This window comes from Bacillus sp. B1(2022) (assembly GCF_040259625.1).
GTDB lineage: Bacteria > Bacillota > Bacilli > Bacillales > Bacillaceae > Bacillus > Bacillus velezensis.
Genome location: NZ_JANIFO010000005.1, coordinates 150,166 through 170,916 on the forward strand (window position 1 = coordinate 150,166; position 20,751 = coordinate 170,916).

The following is a 20,751-nucleotide window of genomic DNA, read 5'->3' on the forward strand; positions in this document are numbered from 1 at the left end:
TCGCTTAAACCACGCAACTCAAGCACGAATCCTGCCCTGTGTCCTTCGTTCGAGCATAATACAGTGTTTTAATTCCTTTATGATGCGCATATAAGTCAATCCGGTTTAAATCTCTCGTCGTCATCGTATCCTTTAAGAACAACGTAAATGAAATCCCTTGATCGACGTGCTGCTGAATAGTTGCAATTAGATCAACTACCTTAAACATATCCATGTCGTATGCTTCCTTATAAAAGAACCAATTCTGAGCCGATAAATCTGGCATCGGATAATATGTCTTACTGTTTCCGTATGTACGTTCCTCAATTCTCTCCATAATAGGCATTACACCTGCCGTGGATGATTGAACATATGAGATGCTTCCTGTAGGTGCAATAGCTTGCCTATACGAATGATACAAGCCATATTTCATAACATCCTCTTTAAGCTTCATCCAATCTTCAATGTTAGGAATATGTTGATCTCCAAACAGGTTCTTAACCTTTTCATATTTAGGCCTATAATCAATTGTCACGTACTTATCAAAATACTCACCTGATTTGTAGGTCGATCCATCAAACTTGTAGTACGTCTCCCCTGTTTCTCTTGCAATTTCCATTGAACGCTGCAGGGAGTAAAAGTTAACCATCATAAAGTATGTATTTGCAAAGTCTTTTGCTTCTTCACTTTCATAAGCAATTTTATTTTGAGCTAGAAAACCGTGCAGGTTCATCTGCCCTAGACCAATTGATCGCATTAGTGTATTTGCTCTCGCAACAGCTGGGGCATTTACAATGTTTGTTTTCCTTGTGACAGTTGTCAGTGAGTCAATTGCTATTCTGACCGTTGAAGCAATTGATTGGTTACTCATTACATTTACAATGTTCATGGATCCAAGATTACATGAGATATCTAATCCAATTTCATCTTCCTGATCGTAATCTGTATAAACTGACACTTGTGACGCTTGGAGCACCTCTGACTTTTATATTCAACGAAAGGCGCAACACTCTCGTCCGTTCTCTTATGAACTGCTTACGATCACTCGCAAGAATAGACTATATCATCGACCTATAAGGCCGCCCGCCGTTTCCATCGCCATATGCTTGCGATGTACTCTACTCCCTTACGCTTATGCGTGGTTTCGATAGTCGTTCGGCATTTCCGCAAGGTGCGGTTTAGCACGGTATTGTCTATTGAATAGAGTTTCACCGTTTAGACGGGTTTGCTACGATCATTGCTGACCGAAGGTGCTACAGTTAACACAAATTAGAAAACTTCACTTTTGAAATATGTTCATTTGGGTGCACTTTATTTACATTGTCAGCAAACATGATATAGGGATAGCCAGATTCGCTTCTTAGAATGGCCAATTGCTCCAACAGCTTTCGAGCATTTCCTTTTGCTTTTCTAACTCTAGAGTTTTCAACAAGCTCATCATACATTTCATTGATATCCATCTCATCGAGATATTGTCCATATTCTTTGTAAACTGAATGAGGATAGAACATGTAAAAGTCTTTATCTACTCTTGCCAGTTCAATAAATTTATCAGGAACAACTACACCAATGGATAGTGTTTTAACTCGGACATCTTCATCAGCACTTATTTTTTTGGTATCAAGGACGTCTGTAATGTCTGGGTGGAATACACTTAGATAAGCTGCTCCTGATCCTTGTCTTTGCAGACCATTCAGACGTGTTCGCTAAGCACGCCCCGCCATATGGCTGCTTCATGTTACCATGAAGGTTAGACTATATCTTCACCCTAAGAGGGTGCCTCCTGTTTCGACTGCCAATAGCTTGCAGCCTACGCCTTTCGGCTAGTCGTTGCACGTTCAAGACTTTAGTCTAGCTTCGCTCATGATTGTCCTTGTAGGAGTTCCCATGAATTAAAGAGGTTTTCGATCGCCATTACTGACGAAAGGGGCCAAATCAACCCATCTGATCTGCATATCTAAAAGCATTATCCAATAGCTTCATAACACCTACGACACCTTTAGTTGCATTCTCTACGTCTTTAATCGCTTCACCCTTGGCTCGTAATTTGCTTAGGTTTAATGCTACACCACCGCCTAATTTAGACAACTGCATTGAAATGTCAATTGCACGTGAAATATCATTCAAACTGTCTCCCACTTCAAGCAAGAAACAGCTTACCATTTCACCTCTTCGCTTACGCCCTGCATTAAGAAAAGTAGGTGTTGCCGGCTGATACTCTTGTTTCATCATGACGTGTACTTCCTCAATAGCCTTTTCATAATCACCATCTGCACAATACAAAGCTACAATTGAGACGCGATCTTCATATCTTTCCAGAATCTTTGTTTTGTCATTTGTCTTCAATGCATAGTCATTGTAGAACTTAAAGGCACTCATGAAAGAAGGGAATCTGAATTTGTAACTGTAAGCAATTTTATAAATTGATTTAATCTGTTCAAATGTGTATTTACTTAAGAATTCTTCTTCGTAATAATCGTTTTTAATCAGGTAATCCAGTTTCTCTTTTAAGTCATGAAAAAAGACTGTGTTTTGATTAATGTAATCAACAAAGTAACTGTGTACTGCCTCCTTATCCTTCTCAAATTGAAACTTACCGTCTTTCTGAATCATGATCTCATTATTGAGCTTGATCCACTTTGGTATTGTGTTTGTCAATAAGTTGTACCTCCCGATTAATCTTCTGCAAGTCTTGTTTTGTTCCACTTAGTTCAAACTTTAATAACAATGGTACGTGGAACATTGCTGAAAGCTTGTCCCCAGCTAAACCATAGTTATCACCCCAAACCTTGTTACCACTCACAATAACTCCTTTTATTTTATTTTTATTGTTAATAATAAAATTCAAAGTCCTTTCAGGCACTTCCCCAAAGCCTATCGTATATGTAATATGTATGAATTCTTCTTCAACAATTAAGTCATCTGTAATTTCAATGATGTCGAAGTTTAACTCCCTTTGTAATGCTTGAGCAAACCTTTTCACGTTACCTGTCTTGCTTTCATATGTAATAATCAATATTCTTTATATGCCCCGTTAACTAAACTGTTCGTGGTTGTTTCTGCTTCATTTTCAGCATGATGGAATGCTTCAGACATTTCTAAGTTAAGGTCTCCCATTTCCATGTAACCGTTGGCCATACTTTCATATAGCGAGTTCTTCTTTTCTTCAACAACAGGAACATAGTCTTCTAGATTTTTTTCTAATTCAACAAATTGATTCCCCTGCTGGTCAGTGCCAATAATATCTCCTTCGATCACAGGAAAAGATTGCCCATCAGCTAAATGAATATGAGTATTCTCAGTGGCTATTGTAAAGGTAATAATGTTTTTCTTTTTCACATACGGTTGAGTTGAATCAATACGTCTAACAGCTCCCATTCCACAACTCCCTTTTCTTTATTTTTTGTTTTTATCTTTGTCATGTCTTACGTCTAACTTATCCATATCATTGAGAATATGGTCAATAACAACATCATTGAACTTACCATAGACCTTATATCCAATTAATTTGCTTCTCAGGTCTCTCCACTTTCTTGCTGCACTCATTTTGTTTCCCCTTCCTATGAAACTGTGATTTTATTTAAACTAAAACCAAAAGATTATTTTTGATGTACTTGTCTATATCTGATTTTGTATAAGTAAGAGTACTGTCGGTTGTAGTGTCAGTTATTTCGAATTGTTCAGTATTAGGAATCATTCTTGCTGTATATACAGTATTGCTGACTACAGCAATAGCTTCTTCTGATAGCTTAAATTTAATTTCGTTTAAATCAGTTGCTTCATCAATTTCTCTTACTTCATGAGGCACCCCACTTTCTTTTTGAGCATATACAGCATCATTATGAGCCTCAATAGCGTCATCATAAGTGTTAACAAGTGTTCCCATGCAATAAAGTCCGTATTTTTTATTCATTTTCATCATCCTTTTAATTTATTGTTTTCTTTTAAAATAAACGTCTATCCTTATACAAAACCATTTCCTCATTACTTTCAATTTCATCAAATATATCTGACATTGGTCGTAGCTCATGATTTACTGTTAATGTTCTATCATGCATGATTGTAGCGTAAACCTTGCCAACTTCTTTAATATCTTCACTTAAGTGTCCGTCATCATCAGCAACTTCTTCTACATATAGCTTCATTGCTTTTTCCTTTGTATTTGCTTTAATTAATGCACTATATGGATTGCGTGCCTCAAAGAATTTCATCTTATTTCATCAGCTCCTAATCTATTTTTGTGAATCTCTTTACTCTCAACAACCACTTTTCCAAAAAACTCCGTCATGGTCTTCATATGTAACCAACTTTTCTTCTGTTTCAGTGTGAATGACCTCTCCAATAACCTTATACAGACCGCCTTTATAATGTCTAAACCGGCAACCAACTACTTCGTATACATCCATATGAATTTATTGCCCCTCAAATTTCAGTTTTAGTCGTTCATATTCCAATCTTTCCTGCTCTTCTTTTTTCTTTTGGTATTCAATTTGACGAGCTTCTTCTGCTTTTTTAAGCTGCAGTTCATAATCAGCCCAGTCTTTTTTTGTAATGATTTTAATTCTATTGAGTTCGTGTTTTGCATATCTGTTCTCATATAACTCTTTTTTTGCCCTGCATTCATTAAATACAATAGTATTTGTTTGATCTTCGTCCAAATCAAAAACCTGTTTCACAATCAACACTCCGCCATCTTTGGTTACGATTGTAGTACTATCGCAAAATTGGTTTGCATGAATAAATCCAATTTCTTTGCCGATCAGATCATTCGGTTCTGTTATAAAGTACATTTACTTCCTCCTTATTTAAGCCTCCTCTAAATGAAACAATAAAACATTTTCATATGGATCTAATTGAATTTCATTACTTGTTTCTTCACCATCAATTCTGAATTCAATTGGCGTATCTCCGTTAAAATCAAGTTGGTCTTGCAGCGCTTTAATTACATCACTAACTTTAGGATTAATTAATTTCCCATTGATCTCATCATAAGCCATTAGTTATTCCTCCTTCTCTCTAAAATCATCCTTTGACTAAAAGCCCCATTTGATCAACATTGCTATTTTTCTGTTGCCATCTTCTGATGGGTTCGGATATTCAAATTCCACTATGTAGCCTTCTTTTTGGACAAGTTTTTTTAATCGGATTAATTTTTCTTCAGTGATACTATCTCCACTTTCGCCAACTGAGAAAACCACCTTTATCTCTTCTTGTCCTCCGTTAGCAGCAACAAAAATAGATTTATTTAAATAACTCAGTTCATTTCCTAGCTCTTCTTTATGTTTCCTTTCCATAATTTCTTGAACTTCATATGCTTTTTTCATTTATTTAAACACTCTCCTGTTTTATGTTTTTTGATTAAAATAAAACTTTTAACCAGTTACACGTTCAGAACTCCGCTCCATTCATTGAACTCCTTAATGCCATCTGCCTTTCTCTTTTTTGTTGTTTCTTCTGATTCGACATGACTAATAATTCGCTTAACTTTATCAACTAGCGTCAATCGTCTTAAGGGATAAGGAACATGTGATAAAGGCATTCCATTGCCTGCAGCTAGTGTGCATTTTGTAACAATATCCTTAACCTCCCATTCTAGAATGTCCCACCCTAGCCCCGTTCCTTCTTCCGCAATTAATTTAATTTCATATGTACCTCTAGCCGTTGTAATCTTCTTTGTTAATTCCATAACATCACCCTCCATGTATTTAAGTTCATGCGGATTTCTCGTCATTAGATAAACAGTGTGCTCACATACAGAACGATCAAGGCGAAAGCTGAATGAAGTAAAGACTTGCCGGCTTTCTTGAAGATGTTCTCATCTTTTTCCTGGTGTGACTGTTTAACACCTTTGACAAATATATTAAGTAAAACACCGATAACAAATGAATGTGGCAAAGTGACATGAACATTTTGAATGTTGTATGTATCAATAAGCAATGGATTTAACACATGATTCAATCCGTAATAAACAACTAGTGCCATAGTCAATGCTTCAACAAAAATAAGTAACCCTACTACAATTAGAGAACCTGATCCGATAAAGAAACCGCTCCAAATATCTTTTGTATCCTTATTCAATAAATATCTCTCCTCTAGTCTTTTTTAATTAGCCTCTTCCACCAAGAAGCTTTAATAAGTCTTTGTTTTAGACCATCATTGCTTTTTGCTTGCTCCTCATTGAGTTCTTCGCATTCCTTCAAGCTTTTTTCGTCTACAATTGTCTTGATCACTCTGTCGGTTTGATATGTCCATTCGTTATGTATGTTTCGCTGCCTGTCAGTCACTATGACATATTCATTAAGTCCGGGGATATAAACCTTGCCTCCAATTTCTATAGGCTCAATATCTATATGCCCCTCGAAGATTGGTTCAGTGCGAATTACTTTACACACTGGCTGAGCAATCCATCTTACTGTGCCTGGTGCACGATGTGCGTAATAGCTTTCTTTCATAACCAATCCTTCTATCGTTGCTTTATGGCGTCCCACTTTATTCGCCTCCTTATAAGTCTCTTTAAAAATTGAATTTTAATCTAAATGCTCCATTACAATTTTTAGATAATCCTTATAGTCAATAGCAACCACATTGTCTCCTTTGACAAATTGTTCACTTTTAACTCCAAAGAACCACCTGTCGTCTATCCACTGACGACCAGTCATGTTATTTAAACCAAGTTCATCATGAGACTTGAAAGGACTTACCTTTTCAATTTTCTCAATCATAGATTTTATCTCGTTAAAATGCTTAGATCGTTTTTTGAAAGCGTAAAAACCGTCTTTTGGATTTTTAACAATGTCATTTTTAAATACTTCATACGCTTCAGTTTCTTCATAGACTCCGAAATATTCAGAGTGATAAAACGAGAAACCTTCCTCGACGCCATACTTTTCTTCAAACTTGTCGAAGAAGTTGTTAATGCCCTCTTTTCGTTTCTTCTCTGCTTTATACCAGTCGCTCTCCTGTTTAACTTCATAAATCGGTGCATTTAAGGTTTGCATACCCCTCACCCCTCATTAATTGTTTTGATTTGTCGTATACTGCGCTTGCCCGGGAAATTATGAATATTTCCGTTGATTATAATTCCCCTCTAACTCTTCATATGTAGCCCTAAATGGTGAAGTAACTTCTTTCTCACCAACTTGTAAATACTTAAATCCAGTTACATATCCTTTCTTATAAACCCTCTCAACATAAACTGTTTCGTTGGCATCCAACTTGTTATCCCAATAACCGTTTAATCTTGATTTCGCCATTTATACCTCCTCTTTGTATTCATACGCTTCTTGAACTGCATTAAAATCTTCTTTATCTAAAACATCTTTTGCTACTTGGCACCAATATCCTAAATCACTAACCGCTTCAACTAGTTCTTTAATTGCTTGATCCTGAGTAATTGGTTTTGAATCTAATATCCAGGCCCCATTAACAGTTCTTTCTAACGTATGAGCACCTTTTTTATGTAAACAAACTTTCAATTTATCCATTTAGCATCTCTCCATTCTCGATAAAAGGAATATTTTATACTCTTATTTTATTTTTAAATTTAAATGATTCAAAGTTTTTGAAACAGTCATTTCACTACATTCGTTCTTAATGCGCTTAGATTGTTCTTGTGCGCAATCATTGCAACAATTGAAATCTACATAAGTCTTCAAGTCACTTACTCTGAGGCATATGATTTGACCTTCTATGTATTCACTACAGATATCACATATTCTGTTCATTTATCCTCTCCTTCCGCTTCTTAGTGATTTTATTCTATACTTATTTTTTATATTTGTCTACTGTTTTTTAAATTATTTCTTTGATGTTTTTTAGAGCAGTAAATGCTTGTAAGAGCGTTTTCTCTGTTCTTTCCCATACGTGTTTATCTTCATACCGGATGTTGTTCTCCAAATAAACATATAGCCTGTCTAGCAATGATTCAATATTATCAATATCATTGCCAATCATTTCGTTTCGAATTTCATTGATTGCTATTTCCTCCTCTACGAGAATATGATTATAGCTTTTCCATTGTCGTTCTTTATGTACGGGGAGTGCTTTCTCTGAAGATGATTTGTCCCTCTTCCTTCACCAACGCTTACATTATAAATGGTCTTTACCTTATGTGTGTCTAATGCTTTTCCTTTAGCCTCTTCTACTGATGCTGCTTCAATTACCAAAGACGCATTTTCGCCTTTGTTATCTTTACATCTAACATAGTACCTTTTCAATAAACATCCCTTTATCCTTTCTTGTTATCCTGTTGTATTAATCCTTTTTTAGATAAGACTTGAAGAACTCATCTAGGTTTGCAGCAATTGCTCCAGCAACTTCTGCACAATGAGCATGACTCTTTTCTTGAGATCTTAAAAACTCAACCGCAGACTTAGCAATGGCTTTTATTTTCCCCTCGTCTAATTTGCCGCTTCTTACTTCATCTTTAATTTTTTCGGCTTCCTCTTTTAAACTTTCTGGATAGTTAACCATAGGATCGATTCACCTCTTATATTTTATTTTTACTCTTTAAAAGACAAATTTTATTCAAATTACCGCTTCTGTTTGTGCTCCCTTTGACGTTGAAAATCAGCGTAGCTTAAAATATGAGCTATTACATCAACTGTCCATCCGTCCCCAAGCATGTTGTATCTATGACTGTCTGCAACACCTCTTGTATAACCTTCAGGTACCGTTTGCAGTCTCTCATATTCCAGGGGAGTAAGTTTTCTAACTCTATCATTATGTATAACTTTCTTTTGCTTATGGCCACCTCTACATGCTGTTAAGGTTGGAGCTTTAAAATGAGGACTGTATACCCTTTGTAAAATATCATAGTTGTATAAATCAAGCTTTGCAGCTACTCGCTTATGCAACCCATAAAAATCATAATTAAGATTGTAATAATATTTTTCATCAACTTTTTCCTCAAGAATATCTGCTAATACCTGGTGCCTTTCATTGGGTTGTTTAACGTTTGGAATGTTAGTCCAGTAATATCTTTTTCTTTCCTGTGCAGAAAGGAGTCCACTGTCTATCATTATTGGTTCAACGCCTAAGTTCTTAGTAATCGTTTCTTTATCCTTCTCTTTCATGCTCTCAACATTTTCATATAAAAAATACCTGGGCTTAACTGTTTTTAAGGCCCTCACGTACTCAAAGAACAACTTTGATTTATCTCCTGCCAATCCTGTAAAATGCTCTTCTCGATCAGCTACAGTTATAGTTAGGTTCTGACATGGACTTCCGCCTAGCAAAAGATCAATTTTATTTAATCCTTTTAATTTTTGTTCATCTAATTCTAAAATATCACCTAGTTGAATTGTGAATGGATAGTTCCTTTGTGTTACTGCGATACTCGATTTTTCGATTTCACTCGCATAATATACATAATCAGTAATGCCAATTTTATTTAGGGCAATCTGTCCGCAGCTCATTCCGTCAAATAAACTTAGTACTTTCACTAAATCACTCCATATAATTTATTTTTATTCTAAATAAAATTGATCTTTTATTTAGTTCCTATGTAATTCCTCAAACGTTCATTTGCAATATCACAATATTCCTTACTAATCTCCGTACCTATGTATTTACGATTATTTAAAGCTGCCATCTTTGCAGTTGTTCCACTTCCCATGAAGGGGTCAAACACAATGTCACCTTCATTTGACCAAGAAAGAATGTGATCTTCTGCTAACCTTTCTGGAAAAATTGCCGGATGTTTAAATGCTATTTTGTCCAACGACGATTTTTGATGACCATTCGGTATTCTCCAAATGTTGAACCTCACACCGAACTCCTTCAGTAAGTTCTGCTTATGATGCCTTACTTTTTCACCATCCAGTTTTCTATAATGTCCTTTTATGTGTTTCTTGCCGTTGTACCATTTATTTTTCCTGTCTGCTATTAGATTGATTGTTTTTGGCTTACCTTTCGAAAAAATAAACATGTATTCTAAAATCTGGTAATATCTATTCTTATCTGGAAAGCTGATACTGTCTTTTTCATAAATCATTGTGTCATGCAGGTTAAATCCCAACTCTTTAAAGTATAAAGCTTGTCTAAAACTTGACCCTGTTTCGGAACCTTTATGTGTTTTATCCCCTACTACCCAAACAACCACTCCGCCCTCTTTTGTCACTCTATACAATTCTTTAGCAGTTTCCTCAAAATTAAATGAATATCCGTTGTAATTTCTTAAGTCATCATAAGGAGGAGAAGTCACTGTTAAGTCGATAAAACAATCACCAATATTCTCCTTCATGAATTGGACGCAATCATTATTATGTATTTTGTTTAAATCCTTTCCGTTTATATCTATCTCTCCTTTCTCTATAAAAGAGATATTTTAAATAGTTTCACAAACACTTCACACATTTCAAATATTTAACATGATAGACTGAAGTTGTAATCACAATCAAAACCTAGGAGGTAATTCTTATGAAAAAGTTTCACAAAGGATTGATTGTTTCTGCTCTATCGCTTACAGCACTAGCACTCCCTGCATTCACATCACAGGCTTCTGCTTTAACCCCTGTCAAATCAGTTGATCAAGTTAAGCAGCTAGGTGATCCGCTTGGTACAGTTGATTTTCACATGCTTAGGAATTCTAACGTATCTCTATTAAAAGGCTACACCCGTTGGGAAATTGTATCTGGAAGCAACCTTATAAGCATTAGTTCCAGTGGTGTTGTATCCTCTCATTCAACTTTGGGCACAGCATTGGTTTACGCATATGACATTAACGACAATTATGTAATTTATAAAATTACTGTAGAAGCACGTTAGTTTACTAAGGAGTGTTAATTCACTCCTTTTAACTTTATTTTCACTCTAAATATATTGATATTTCAAAGTAATTTCCGTTCAATCTCTTCCCAATTCATAACACGAATAAATCTATTGTCATCCCTGTTATGGGGTGCATCAAATAGTATTTTCATTCCATCAAATGTTTCCAAGTTATGTATTCCGTCATCAATCATGATGTCTGCTTTAATTATGTTTTTATTGCCACAAAGCACAACATTGCTATGTGGTATAAATGGAAAATGCTCTGTGAGCCATTCTAACTTTGCTTTAAGGGATTCTGGATGGTTTGTTGCTGTAGTAACAACATATACTTCATATTTCTTAGTCAGCTCCTTAACCGCCCTCTGACTTCCTTCTATAACATCCAGATTTCTGAACAATTCGTAATCCAAATGTCTGTAAACATTGTTTTGGGTATTTGAATATTTGCTAATATCCCAGCACAGTATATCTTCCTCTTTTAGAAAAGGATCATCATAGGTGTTAATGTAGGCTACCCAATCACTTAGTAAATCAGCTAAAACTTGATCCATGTCAATTGCAATTACTTTCTTCATAAATCACCCCATCCGTTAAAAAGATTATGTCTTCAGCAATTTCTTTACTAGACCACTGCTCTGTATCCCATGAATATTTATGTAATCCTGCATCGCTCATTACTTCTCTGTATAACTCTAAAACCGGTTCAATGTCTCGATCATTTATGTATTCGTCACCACGTTTAAGCAAACGTTGTTTAATAACCTTCGGATCAGCATGTAAGTAGATCACTTTTGCTTTATATCTAATCTTCTCCTCGATGACCCTTTGCTGCTCTTCCGTTAAGATTGAGTAATCATTAAACTTCCTCGCATAAACCAAATTTGAATATATGTATCGATCAATAATTACATTGTCCTCATCGGCCAGTTTGTTAAAGTGCTCGAACATCTTCTCATTACCACTCTTAGCTAATTCAAAGCTGGATCCCTTTATTACCGGATATCCGAGTTCTTTACTTAGCTTTTCCGCTACTGTTGATTTGTAGCAGCAGTCAGTGCCTTCTAAAATTATCATCGTCATTTATCTTCCACCCTTCTCACATTGCTGAAGCCAATCACTCTATATGAGCCGTCTGGATACTCAACTTCTAATTGCTCATGTCCTTTATCAACTTGTGCAACAACACCAATCTCTTCTGTGAAACCCGCAATCACCTTCTCTCCCTTTTTAAACATACAATTAACCCCCTTTAGCTGGATTTAATTCATGCTCTTTGAAGAATGTGATATCACCTGTTTCATCGCTAACCAAGTAATCATATGTGGCTGAATTCATCTGCTCAATAATTTTCCCTTCCCGTCCAACATGATGAGGACAAGCTTTCTTTGCGTTCTCATTGATGATGACCTTTAATCCCACTGGATAAGTCCAAAACTTAGGCAATTAACCGCCTCCTTTCGCTTCCAACTATTAATCTTTCAACTTGATTTTTGAAACATCTTCAAAGGAAATGCCTGAGCTTAACAAGAACTTTTTAAATTCATCTAACAGGAATCCTAGGGTACCATCTTGATGATCATCTAAAGCGCATGAAGTAATGACTCTTTCTAGTTTCGTTGTTTGGCTATATTCATCAGTGAACGACATTTCGACTTTCAAATCCCCTCTAATACCTGATCATCCCCTTATAATTTATTTTTAATCGTTAGATTTTTGTGGGCTATCACCTCCTATAATGTCATCAAATTTCCGTTCATCATATGTACCATCGTAATACCAAAGTTCCACACTATTTGTTTCGTGATAAATGTCTACTACAATTCCTGATTCACCAGTTGATTTCACACATACTTCCTGATCTAGAGCAAACATGAGTATCCCACACTCTCTTATGTAATATTTTTCTATGTATTTATTGCATCGTCCACACTTTCAAAATGTTTACAGCATTCCATCCATTGGTTACATTTACCACACCTTGATCATTAGTTTTTCAATACCTTCACCTTAACTGCCTTTCTTCCGAATAACCTTGCTTCATCTTCTGTATTTATAAGGATGTCAATTCTGTTGTTTTTTATATCTCCACCAGTATCAATTGCATATGCTTGAAAGCTGTTTCCTTTGTAGCTAACCTCAACTAATGAGTTTAATGGAATTATTTTAGGATCCACCGCAATTATCCTCTTCCCTTTGAAATATGATGTGCTTGATACATCATAGCCTGTCCTAGTTTTCCCAATGCACCCAGATGAACAAAATGCAGTATAAGCTGTTGCTACGACGTTTATTGAATGCAATGAATGTGAAGGCCTCCGTGTATTTTCAGTAGCCTTTATTACAGCTTTATCTTCTTTACCTACTGAATACTTATTTTTAGTTTTTACAGTCAATCGTCTATGCTGCACCTTCTTGAGCTTTTTTGTTTGTATTAATTTTGCATTGATATACTTCTCTTGGCTTTCGATGCGTATATCCATGCTACTTTTAATTTTAGGAAGTGGTTTGCAGTTATGTTCCTTTTGATGCGTAAGGCTTTCAATTAATAATTCTTTTTGCTTTTTATTGTGTAATGGTTCTTCTTTCGAAGCAACTTCATTTTTTACACTGTTGATATTCTTTACACTTACCACTCCCCCAGCAAACAAGAGCATTACGGTTGCTGTTAATTTTATGCTATTAATATTATAATATACATATTTTTTATTTTTGTCTATGAGTTTTTTGAAAATTTTCATCACTTCCTCATAATTTATGATACCTGTATTTCTATTTCCTTTTTATCAGCCCACGTGGTTTCTGTGATCTCTAAGTCAACCACCACGGGCACTTGCATCCATTCCACATCTTCCATAATTCTCTTAATATGAGGGAAAATCCATTCCTCACCCTTGTGCACTAAAAACTGCAATTCATCATGAATGTTGGCTAAGGGAAGGGTTTTACAATTGTTTTCTCTCAAAAATTCTCCAATTCTAATAACATATCGTTTTAACATGTCTGCGCATGATCCTTGGACATTATAGTTCCCTACTTTGTATGCTTTATCAGTATTTGAAAGGAAATAAACTCTCCCATACATATTTGTTGCATAGCTACTCTTTTGCACCTTAGTTGCAACTTGTTTCTGATAATAAGACACCTCCGGAAAGGTATTTGACCAACCTGAGACAAGGGCATTAGCAATTTCCATTGAGACTTCAAGTGCTTCTGATGCTTTTTTAGCACCCCCACCATAGTTTCGCATGAAGTTAAACATCTTTCCTATGTATCTCCAAAACTTTTTAAAAGATTTTTCATCAACTGGAGATTCTTTTTCATGGTCATATTGCTTATACTTTTCCACACATTTAAACGCCAGTGCCATTAATGTATTATGAGATGTTTCGCTATGTACATCAGTAGGAGTCCAGCTTTCTCCGTTTTCAAGAAGCCAAACTGACGTTCCATCTTCTTTTTTTTCATACCACCTCGCTCTTTCTTCTTTCGTATCAAAACGATACTCTTCACCAGTTATGTAATGAGTGCATTTAAAAGGCATATATGCTCTACATAGATTTAAATCAGGTCTCTTCAACAGAACTGTATAGTTTGCCTGTACTCTTAACTCTATTTGTGATAAGTCAAAGTATGCAATTTTGTTGTAATTTCCACCCTCCACTATAAATGCTCGTCTCGGAGAGAAAATTTCATATTCAATCGGTGCCTTACCTTCTCCATTTTCTTTCTCGTAATGCTCTCCTTCCTCTGTTAGAATTCTTTCTTTAGGAAATTGCTGCGCATCAGATCCCAGCCTTCCAGACACGGTGTTAAACTGTCCATATTGTGTATAAAAATGATTATCATATTGCGCTACTTCAATAATCCTTGAAATATAAGTTGATTGCCACTTTTCAAGTCGTCTAAGTCTTGTAATTAATTGAGATACACGATCCTCTTTGTGCTTTTTAAGAAATGATTTATCAGTAGTTTCTGGTCTCTCTCCAAGTTTTTTCTCAAAGTAATCAGCAATTACTGTCCCTTGAGAAACAGTGAAATATTCTCCGACGATCTCCCACAGTTCCTCGTATAGTTTTTGAATTTCGTCCTCACATTTTTTAAAGCAGGTGTGAAGATAAGACATGTCTACTTTCATACCGACACGTTCCATTTTTAATAACTCAATTATTAGTTTATTTTCTTGTTCAAGAATGGCTTTTTGTTTTCTTTTTAATACTGTAGGGTATGTAAATTCAACTAACTCTAATGTATATATTCCATCACTATGAACATATTCCATCATTACATTTCTGTCTACCTCAGAATAATCAGCAAAGGGGTTCTCTTCCATCCACTTAAAATAGACCGTCTCAATCTCTTCAGGAACCTTGAGCCAACGTTGCTTTTTCTCTTTAGTAAAGTAGTCCATTTCATTACGTTTCTTAACTTTATATGCCTCTTTAATTTTTCCTAATCCCCAACCCTTGTAAGGCTTTAGCAACTCCTTTAAGACGTTTCGTTTTTCATCATTTATTTTTCTAAGCTCTTTTTTTACCTCTTTTTCAAATTCAGCTGCCCTTGGATCAATGTACTTCTCCGAAACTTTTTTTAGTCCTAATACATCCCCTCCATCTCTTGCAGAAACAGCATCAAAACTTAACCTACATAGCCCCATAGTATCGACAATGTTTCTTAAGGCATATACAACCTCTTCGTTAACTCCTCCATTAATGAGCATATGCAAATCATATTTTACGTTATGTCCTACTGTCATCATGCATTTTTTAGTAAGATTAATTACTTTTAATAACATGTCCCTATCAGAATTAAATGCAAAACTCCGCCCCTTTAACTGAGCTGTTCTTTTATTCCTGGGTAGCAACCAACTAAAAACCCACATAAAAGGACGATCCTTAATTATGTGCAACCCAGTCGTCTCAGAATCAAGTACGCATAATTTGGGGCTATCCTTGAGAAAGAGGCTCTCTATTTGTTCAAAGTCCTCTACCCAGTGCTTCTCATACTTTTCAGTGGCTTCTGTTTCTAACTTTGGTTTTATTATCATTGCTTCACCCCATTTTCACCTAAAATAAAAAACTGTCTGTTACTTCGATATCTACAATTTCAACAGCAGGGGTTAACCTATCTTCATATTTATTAACCTTGCACTTGCCAACAATGTTGATATAAAAGTTCTCGTCACCGTTATCAAACATCTCATCGAAATCACCCTTATAGTACGGCTTAATTAGCTTATATTCGCCAGTTTTAATAACGAATGTTGATGTTCTATTCTTATGCACTTGAATATCTGATTTATTAACTTGGATCCCTTCTACGGCTAATAACGGCTCTTTAAGTGTCGATCCCCATTCATCTCGATATTTATGTATAGTTTTTATTATCGAAGCGCTCATGTCTTGGGCAGGGATAATAAAGTCAACTTCATGGATATCCTCTAGCGCAATTTCTGAATCAATTAAACTATTTAGTTGAATGTTTAAGCTTTCAAAATATTCCGGTTCAATTTCAAACCCAAATGCATTTGCATGGCCTTCGCAAAAATTAAAAAGACCTGATTCAGTTAATACCTGTTTAAAGTTCTCAACTCCACATTTTTCATACCCTCTAGCAGATCCTCCGAATTTCCCCTCCTTCGTTTTCCTTCCTAGAATTACGGGACGCTTAAACTTTTTTGCTAATTGTGTAGCTACAAGACCTGTAAATGAAGGTTCCAATTCACCGGTAACGTCCAAAACTACAACTTTATCATTTATTTTCTTTTCAACGTAAATCTGATCAATCAGGCTACTAATTGGTTTTTCGAGTGATTTTTTCTGTCTGTTCTTCGTATTTGCAATTCTTCTGGCTACTGACTTAACAATCGGTTCGTATATTTTTTTTCTTGAATAATAAACAGATTCCTGACTACCCAGTAATGCCTTCATCATGTCTATCTTTTCATCCATGGTTGCATAACGAATAGTAGCATTTATGAACGGGACAATAGAGAACCCCGTGAAATGAATATTAATATTTCCATTCAAGAAAAATTTTTGCCTATCCACGATTTCCTGTATTAAAGGGTTTTTTATTTGTTTTAAGCCCTTTTTTACGTAATACCGTGTTTCCGGTTCCCTTAAGTCCATTACATCTCCAATATTTCCTATTGCAACTAAATCCAAAAAATCATCTGCCAAACGTATTCCCAATTTATCATCTAACGCTTGGCAAAATTTATAAACGATACCTACTCCAGAAAAGCTTTTGTTTTGGTACTTACTTGAGAGTTGATTATTAATAACAATAGCAACATTGGATTCCCTCTCACATTCGTGATGATCTAAGATCAGTGTATCTATTCCCCGCTCTTGTAACTTTTCATGCAAATCATATTGATTACTGCCCGCATCTGGAATGATTAGCAAATGTGTATCTTCTGGAATTGTCTCAAGGGAGGCTCCATGTTCCTTTTTTTCATGAAGCCTCCATCTTACATCAAGCGTAGGAAAAGCCCGGTTAAGATAATTAATAAGAATCGCGCTTGAAAGGTAACCATCGCAATCTGAGTCGACCTGAATAAAAATATTATTCCGTAACTCAATATGCTTGATTAAACAATCAATACCTTTTTTCATGTTGTTTAATAAAGAGTAATGGTTTAAAGCTGATTCATTCAGATTAAAGAACAAATCAGAATCAAAATCCCTATTTTTTATTATTGTTGAGATTGGTTCTTTGTAATTGTTCTCCCCTATAAGTTTATAATTCATTATTTTCCTCTCTTACCTTGTTATTTTATATTTATTATCGTACAAGGCCGTCCAACTAGCTTGTCCTTTATCTGTTGGTGAGTCTTTACCGGACAACAGATTATCCTTATCATAAATTCCATAGCGTATCCTGCCAGTAACCCTCGACACTTCATTTACAATGAATTTGGCATCTTTGTCTTTGTCATAAGCAAATACAAATTTGATCCCAATACCCAGCTCTTTAAGTATTCTTATTTGCTCATCAGACATACTGTCCCCCTCTATGGAGATACAATTTTTATAGCCCCACTGGTTCAAAAACCATGTTGTTTTAGCGCCTTCAACAATAATCACCTCGTTTAAGGTCTTTATATACGGTAGAGCTCTATGTAAATTGTAAAATTCTATTGACTTATTGCACGAATGAATGTATATATACTTATATTTATCTTTTATAACTTCGTCTTTTCCAATATAACGTCCTTTAACCCCGATTAATCGACCGTCCCTATTGTGTACTGGAAAAGTGACTCGTTCGGATCTTACATCAATGCCTACTCCAAAAAGTTTTTGTGTGCTTATCGATAACCCTTCCTTATACCAACCATAATACGGGACAATGCCATATTGATCTAAAACACTTTGTGGCATTATTTCGTTCTCTATTATTTTCCTATTTTCTTTCTTTCGTTCTTTCTGAAGTTTGTGCAACCATTTATTAGGCTGCGGTTTTTCTTTTTCCGCTGTTATTTTATAAAAATCATCTATGTACTCTAAATAATTAAGTTTACTGCATAACCAAAATTTGCTTTTGGAAAGGCATGCTTTTTTTTCATCTTCAGTTGTAGCTCCATAAAGTATGTAAGATATAACATCAAATATCGAACCTGATATTCCCTTACTTCTGATGTTTGATGTTAAAGAGGCGGTGTTTTTAACCTGCACACTCCGCTCGTTATCGCCATCAGGAAGACCCGCAACAAACAATTTACCTCCTTGTTCAGTGCTAATACCCCAACAACCAAGTGCTTCTAATACTTCTTGAATCTGTTCTTCTCTATAAATTCTTTCTCTAATGGTTTGTAGATCGGACATTAATCGCCACCTTCTTAGAATGCTCCTCCGAGTCTTGGAACCTTTACATACGCAACTTCTTCGAAAGAGTTAATACTGTAATTGACTTCATAAATAATCTGCTCTTCCTCACTACCGAAACGGTTCTTCGCTAGAAATAGAACTAAATATGTCTTCTTTGGATCCAATATGTACTCTTCTTCATACCAGTTCCCCAGCTCATCCTTTTTATAGTTATATGGCTTTAATTCATATCTGGTTTTAGAACCTGTGTACTCATCTGCGAAAAGTAACCTTCCCATCATTACAACTGCAGCTACTTCGTTTATCTCCATACTCTTTCCCGTAGAGTCTAAGTCCAAGAATCTTGTCTCTTTGCCTAACTTCAGCTGTACTGTCGCTAAAGTCCCCACATTCTGGTTGTCTTCCTTAATCAAATCATGCAGTTCTTGAGCTGAGTTTGAAAAAGCTTCCCACCGAGCCATATCTTTTTGTGATCGATCAGGTTTAAAGGTATCGATGATAAGCTTGTTATAGCCCTTGGGCCTGTAAAGTTCAACTCGGCTTAATATATCCTCTACACGATACTTTTTTAACTCCAGTGTTTTAATTAATCCCTGGCCACGCTCCCACGCCCAATCTTTTGCTGCATTTAATTTATTTAGCATCTCTTGCTTAAAATTACCCTCATACAACTTTTCCCTGTTTATCGGTTTTTTTAGGATCTTAGATGAAATGGTTGCAAGAAGTAATGAACGCCACTTCTTAACACTCTCCTCGTTTATGGCCAGAATTGCTTTTTCTTGGTTTTCGAAAAGGCTCAAGATAAACTTTTCCATTGCAATTGAGCTTTTCCCAACTCCAGATGAAAGAACTAAATAGTAAAGAGACCCGTCCTTCCATCCTTTAATTTTCCTATTTAATCGTGGAGAATCATGTAATGGCGATCCCATAGACTCACCTGAATCCAGGTCTTCAATTGTCTCATTGAGCCCGTCCACGAGATCGTGCTCGATAACATCGCCAGAGTTGATGTGAGCGAATGTTTCCTTATACTTATATTGCACATATAACTGCAGTTGTTTAAGCGTCATAATCGTAAGCTTTTCAATTAACTTCTCATCAGAAATATCAATCAATGAAGCATCTTGTAATTTTCGCAAGCTCTCATATTTTTGAATTTCGTTAAAATGGTACTCTTCATTCTGACTGTCGGTTTTACATTCATTCATAAGTTCTTCGACTGATTCATAGCCACCAAAATCATTGTAAGCATCTAAATAGCTCTTTTTATTTTTTTCTTTAGGCCTTGATACTAAGAATGAATAAACAGTTTTGTCGTCAAAATCTCTGATTCCATTTTCAAACATCTGAGATCCAACAGTGAAGTAGAAGTACCATATTGGCTCAGTAAATGTTTCCTTTGTAATCTTATGTGTTCTGTATCTTTGATACAACATTGGATTTGACCACAAATACCCAACGAAAAGAGACTCATGAATATATGACGGTTCAACAAATTCATCTATGTAATTTCGTTTCTTCATGGCACTCTCCTATAAAAAACTTGAGATATCTAATTCATCTTTTTTTATGATTTTAGGTTTAATTTTAATATCAATTTCACTTTGCACTTGAATTTGTTTATTAATAATGTTTGTACGGATATCATCTTGTTGCTTACTACGCCTGTTCGTTTCTTTCATCTCGTTCAAATTATTGATTACGATACTCAGGAAATAGGTAAACTCTTGCCAACTTGTTTCAAGGGTTTTGTAATTGCGGACATTATGTAATTGTTGTTCAGAGAATTTATATGCTTCTAAAATTTTTGTGAATGGAACGCCCTCTTTATACCTTTTAATCTTTCGATTTTGGTATTTAACTGTACCGTTCCTTATATCCTGGATACGCTCAATCATACGGGAGTCTAACCGCTCTAATCTATGCAAATTTAATAAGTAATTGTAGAGTTCATCAAATTCTGTTGCTTCATTTTCTTTAAATTTCTTATCCTGATTGTATGCCTCAAAGCAATCGCCGTGAAAGTATTTCCTGATATATTTTTCTGATCCATTCTTATTGAGTTTCCCAGTGGGTTTTGCTTCACAGGACATACTATTTTTAACCCCTTTTGATCCACACCACTGACATTTTACTTCTTTCATAGGCAATTCTCCTTTATAAAATA

Annotated in this window: 29 protein-coding genes and 5 pseudogenes; 1 reads left to right on the top strand and 33 read right to left on the bottom strand. The window is 35.5% G+C overall.

The window, feature by feature from the left end; genetic code table 11:
• Positions 1 to 4 precede the first annotated feature (4 nt).
• The 22 genes and pseudogenes from NQS30_RS11215 to NQS30_RS11320 all read right to left on the bottom strand — a co-directional run.
• A pseudogene (locus NQS30_RS11215) lies at positions 5 to 961 on the bottom strand (ribonucleotide reductase large subunit); the annotation flags it as partial.
• Positions 962 to 1,241: 280 nt separating this feature from the next.
• Positions 1,242 to 1,664, bottom strand: a pseudogene (locus NQS30_RS11220) (hypothetical protein); the annotation flags it as partial.
• A 253-nt stretch (positions 1,665 to 1,917) separates the two neighbouring features.
• Positions 1,918 to 2,637, bottom strand: a pseudogene (locus tag NQS30_RS11225) (ribonucleotide reductase N-terminal alpha domain-containing protein); the annotation flags it as partial.
• Positions 2,600 to 2,995 (bottom strand): class Ib ribonucleoside-diphosphate reductase assembly flavoprotein NrdI, encoded by a 396-nt coding sequence (gene nrdI, locus NQS30_RS11230; protein WP_218791727.1) that lies wholly within the window; start codon positions 2,993 to 2,995, stop codon positions 2,600 to 2,602. The pseudogene NQS30_RS11225 and the gene nrdI, both read right to left, overlap by 38 nt.
• Positions 2,992 to 3,357, bottom strand: coding sequence for a hypothetical protein (locus NQS30_RS11235; RefSeq protein WP_124692960.1), 366 nt, complete (start codon positions 3,355 to 3,357; stop codon positions 2,992 to 2,994). The genes nrdI and NQS30_RS11235 overlap by 4 nt, the downstream gene beginning before the upstream one ends.
• Before the next feature lie 18 nt (positions 3,358 to 3,375).
• Positions 3,376 to 3,525 carry a hypothetical protein gene (locus tag NQS30_RS11240; protein WP_158509229.1) on the bottom strand — a complete coding sequence of 50 codons (150 nt, stop codon included), beginning with the start codon at positions 3,523 to 3,525 and terminating at the stop codon, positions 3,376 to 3,378.
• 238 nt (positions 3,526 to 3,763) lie between these two features.
• A pseudogene (locus NQS30_RS11245) lies at positions 3,764 to 3,892 on the bottom strand (hypothetical protein); the annotation flags it as partial.
• Between the two features lie 31 nt (positions 3,893 to 3,923).
• Entirely contained in the window at positions 3,924 to 4,190 is a 267-nt protein-coding gene (locus NQS30_RS11250; RefSeq protein ID WP_113766140.1) for a hypothetical protein, read from the bottom strand.
• 45 nt (positions 4,191 to 4,235) lie between these two features.
• Positions 4,236 to 4,385 carry a DUF1653 domain-containing protein gene (locus tag NQS30_RS11255; protein ID WP_232603459.1) on the bottom strand — a complete coding sequence of 50 codons (150 nt, stop codon included), beginning with the start codon at positions 4,383 to 4,385 and terminating at the stop codon, positions 4,236 to 4,238.
• Between the two features lie 6 nt (positions 4,386 to 4,391).
• Complete coding sequence (locus tag NQS30_RS11260; protein WP_218791726.1) at positions 4,392 to 4,769, bottom strand: hypothetical protein; 378 nt, start codon at positions 4,767 to 4,769, stop codon at positions 4,392 to 4,394.
• 15 nt (positions 4,770 to 4,784) lie between these two features.
• Positions 4,785 to 4,976, bottom strand: a complete 192-nt coding sequence (locus NQS30_RS11265; RefSeq protein ID WP_218791725.1) for a hypothetical protein — start codon at positions 4,974 to 4,976, stop codon at positions 4,785 to 4,787.
• 36 nt (positions 4,977 to 5,012) lie between these two features.
• A complete protein-coding gene (locus tag NQS30_RS11270) occupies positions 5,013 to 5,303 on the bottom strand; it encodes a hypothetical protein (RefSeq protein WP_218791724.1) in 291 nt (96 codons plus the stop codon).
• A 56-nt stretch (positions 5,304 to 5,359) separates the two neighbouring features.
• Positions 5,360 to 5,665: a hypothetical protein gene (locus NQS30_RS11275; protein ID WP_124692958.1), complete on the bottom strand. Its 306-nt coding sequence runs from the start codon at positions 5,663 to 5,665 to the stop codon at positions 5,360 to 5,362.
• 44 nt (positions 5,666 to 5,709) lie between these two features.
• On the bottom strand, positions 5,710 to 6,057 hold the full coding sequence (locus NQS30_RS11280; RefSeq protein WP_124692957.1) for a hypothetical protein: 348 nt from the start codon (positions 6,055 to 6,057) through the stop codon (positions 5,710 to 5,712).
• Between the two features lie 14 nt (positions 6,058 to 6,071).
• Positions 6,072 to 6,467, bottom strand: a complete 396-nt coding sequence (locus tag NQS30_RS11285; protein WP_124692956.1) for a hypothetical protein — start codon at positions 6,465 to 6,467, stop codon at positions 6,072 to 6,074.
• A gap of 39 nt (positions 6,468 to 6,506) precedes the next feature.
• Positions 6,507 to 7,038, bottom strand: a pseudogene (locus tag NQS30_RS11290) (hypothetical protein).
• Positions 7,035 to 7,232, bottom strand: a complete 198-nt coding sequence (locus NQS30_RS11295) for a hypothetical protein (RefSeq protein ID WP_124692954.1) — start codon at positions 7,230 to 7,232, stop codon at positions 7,035 to 7,037. The pseudogene NQS30_RS11290 and the gene NQS30_RS11295 overlap by 4 nt, the downstream one beginning before the upstream one ends.
• Positions 7,233 to 7,463, bottom strand: a complete 231-nt coding sequence (locus tag NQS30_RS11300; RefSeq protein ID WP_124692953.1) for a hypothetical protein — start codon at positions 7,461 to 7,463, stop codon at positions 7,233 to 7,235. It abuts the gene before it with no gap.
• 504 nt (positions 7,464 to 7,967) lie between these two features.
• Positions 7,968 to 8,195: a hypothetical protein gene (locus NQS30_RS11305; protein ID WP_218791723.1), complete on the bottom strand. Its 228-nt coding sequence runs from the start codon at positions 8,193 to 8,195 to the stop codon at positions 7,968 to 7,970.
• 37 nt (positions 8,196 to 8,232) lie between these two features.
• Positions 8,233 to 8,451 (bottom strand): hypothetical protein, encoded by a 219-nt coding sequence (locus NQS30_RS11310; protein ID WP_014417940.1) that lies wholly within the window; start codon positions 8,449 to 8,451, stop codon positions 8,233 to 8,235.
• A 59-nt stretch (positions 8,452 to 8,510) separates the two neighbouring features.
• Positions 8,511 to 9,422 (bottom strand): DNA cytosine methyltransferase, encoded by a 912-nt coding sequence (locus NQS30_RS11315; RefSeq protein ID WP_218791722.1) that lies wholly within the window; start codon positions 9,420 to 9,422, stop codon positions 8,511 to 8,513.
• A 47-nt stretch (positions 9,423 to 9,469) separates the two neighbouring features.
• Positions 9,470 to 10,222, bottom strand: a complete 753-nt coding sequence (locus NQS30_RS11320; RefSeq protein WP_218791721.1) for a DNA methyltransferase — start codon at positions 10,220 to 10,222, stop codon at positions 9,470 to 9,472.
• Positions 10,223 to 10,398: 176 nt separating this feature from the next.
• Here NQS30_RS11320 and NQS30_RS11325 point away from each other — a divergent pair, with 176 nt between their 5' ends.
• Positions 10,399 to 10,746 (top strand): BLB8/JUQZ-1 family protein, encoded by a 348-nt coding sequence (locus NQS30_RS11325; protein WP_218791720.1) that lies wholly within the window; start codon positions 10,399 to 10,401, stop codon positions 10,744 to 10,746.
• A 62-nt stretch (positions 10,747 to 10,808) separates the two neighbouring features.
• Here NQS30_RS11325 and NQS30_RS11330 read toward each other — a convergent pair whose 3' ends face one another.
• From NQS30_RS11330 to NQS30_RS11380, 11 genes are all read right to left on the bottom strand, one after another.
• Positions 10,809 to 11,327 (bottom strand): 5' nucleotidase, NT5C type, encoded by a 519-nt coding sequence (locus NQS30_RS11330; protein ID WP_218791719.1) that lies wholly within the window; start codon positions 11,325 to 11,327, stop codon positions 10,809 to 10,811.
• On the bottom strand, positions 11,305 to 11,832 hold the full coding sequence (locus NQS30_RS11335; RefSeq protein WP_218791718.1) for an ATP-binding protein: 528 nt from the start codon (positions 11,830 to 11,832) through the stop codon (positions 11,305 to 11,307). Before NQS30_RS11335 ends, NQS30_RS11330 begins: the two co-directional genes overlap by 23 nt.
• Positions 11,829 to 11,987 carry a hypothetical protein gene (locus NQS30_RS11340; RefSeq protein WP_095353281.1) on the bottom strand — a complete coding sequence of 53 codons (159 nt, stop codon included), beginning with the start codon at positions 11,985 to 11,987 and terminating at the stop codon, positions 11,829 to 11,831. Before NQS30_RS11340 ends, NQS30_RS11335 begins: the two co-directional genes overlap by 4 nt.
• 4 nt (positions 11,988 to 11,991) lie before the next feature.
• Positions 11,992 to 12,195 (bottom strand): YorP family protein, encoded by a 204-nt coding sequence (locus NQS30_RS11345; protein WP_218791717.1) that lies wholly within the window; start codon positions 12,193 to 12,195, stop codon positions 11,992 to 11,994.
• A 255-nt stretch (positions 12,196 to 12,450) separates the two neighbouring features.
• On the bottom strand, positions 12,451 to 12,624 hold the full coding sequence (locus NQS30_RS11350; protein WP_232603458.1) for a hypothetical protein: 174 nt from the start codon (positions 12,622 to 12,624) through the stop codon (positions 12,451 to 12,453).
• Between the two features lie 113 nt (positions 12,625 to 12,737).
• On the bottom strand, positions 12,738 to 13,490 hold the full coding sequence (locus NQS30_RS11355) for a 3D domain-containing protein (protein WP_218791716.1): 753 nt from the start codon (positions 13,488 to 13,490) through the stop codon (positions 12,738 to 12,740).
• A 14-nt stretch (positions 13,491 to 13,504) separates the two neighbouring features.
• Positions 13,505 to 15,796, bottom strand: coding sequence for a DNA polymerase (locus NQS30_RS11360; RefSeq protein WP_218791715.1), 2,292 nt, complete (start codon positions 15,794 to 15,796; stop codon positions 13,505 to 13,507).
• Between the two features lie 19 nt (positions 15,797 to 15,815).
• Positions 15,816 to 17,504, bottom strand: a complete 1,689-nt coding sequence (locus NQS30_RS11365) for a DHH family phosphoesterase (RefSeq protein ID WP_218791714.1) — start codon at positions 17,502 to 17,504, stop codon at positions 15,816 to 15,818.
• Between the two features lie 12 nt (positions 17,505 to 17,516).
• Positions 17,517 to 18,581: a toprim domain-containing protein gene (locus NQS30_RS11370; protein WP_218791713.1), complete on the bottom strand. Its 1,065-nt coding sequence runs from the start codon at positions 18,579 to 18,581 to the stop codon at positions 17,517 to 17,519.
• Positions 18,582 to 18,595: 14 nt separating this feature from the next.
• Complete coding sequence (locus NQS30_RS11375) at positions 18,596 to 20,107, bottom strand: DnaB-like helicase C-terminal domain-containing protein (RefSeq protein WP_218791712.1); 1,512 nt, start codon at positions 20,105 to 20,107, stop codon at positions 18,596 to 18,598.
• Between the two features lie 9 nt (positions 20,108 to 20,116).
• Complete coding sequence (locus tag NQS30_RS11380) at positions 20,117 to 20,728, bottom strand: hypothetical protein (protein ID WP_218791711.1); 612 nt, start codon at positions 20,726 to 20,728, stop codon at positions 20,117 to 20,119.
• Positions 20,729 to 20,751 lie beyond the last annotated feature (23 nt).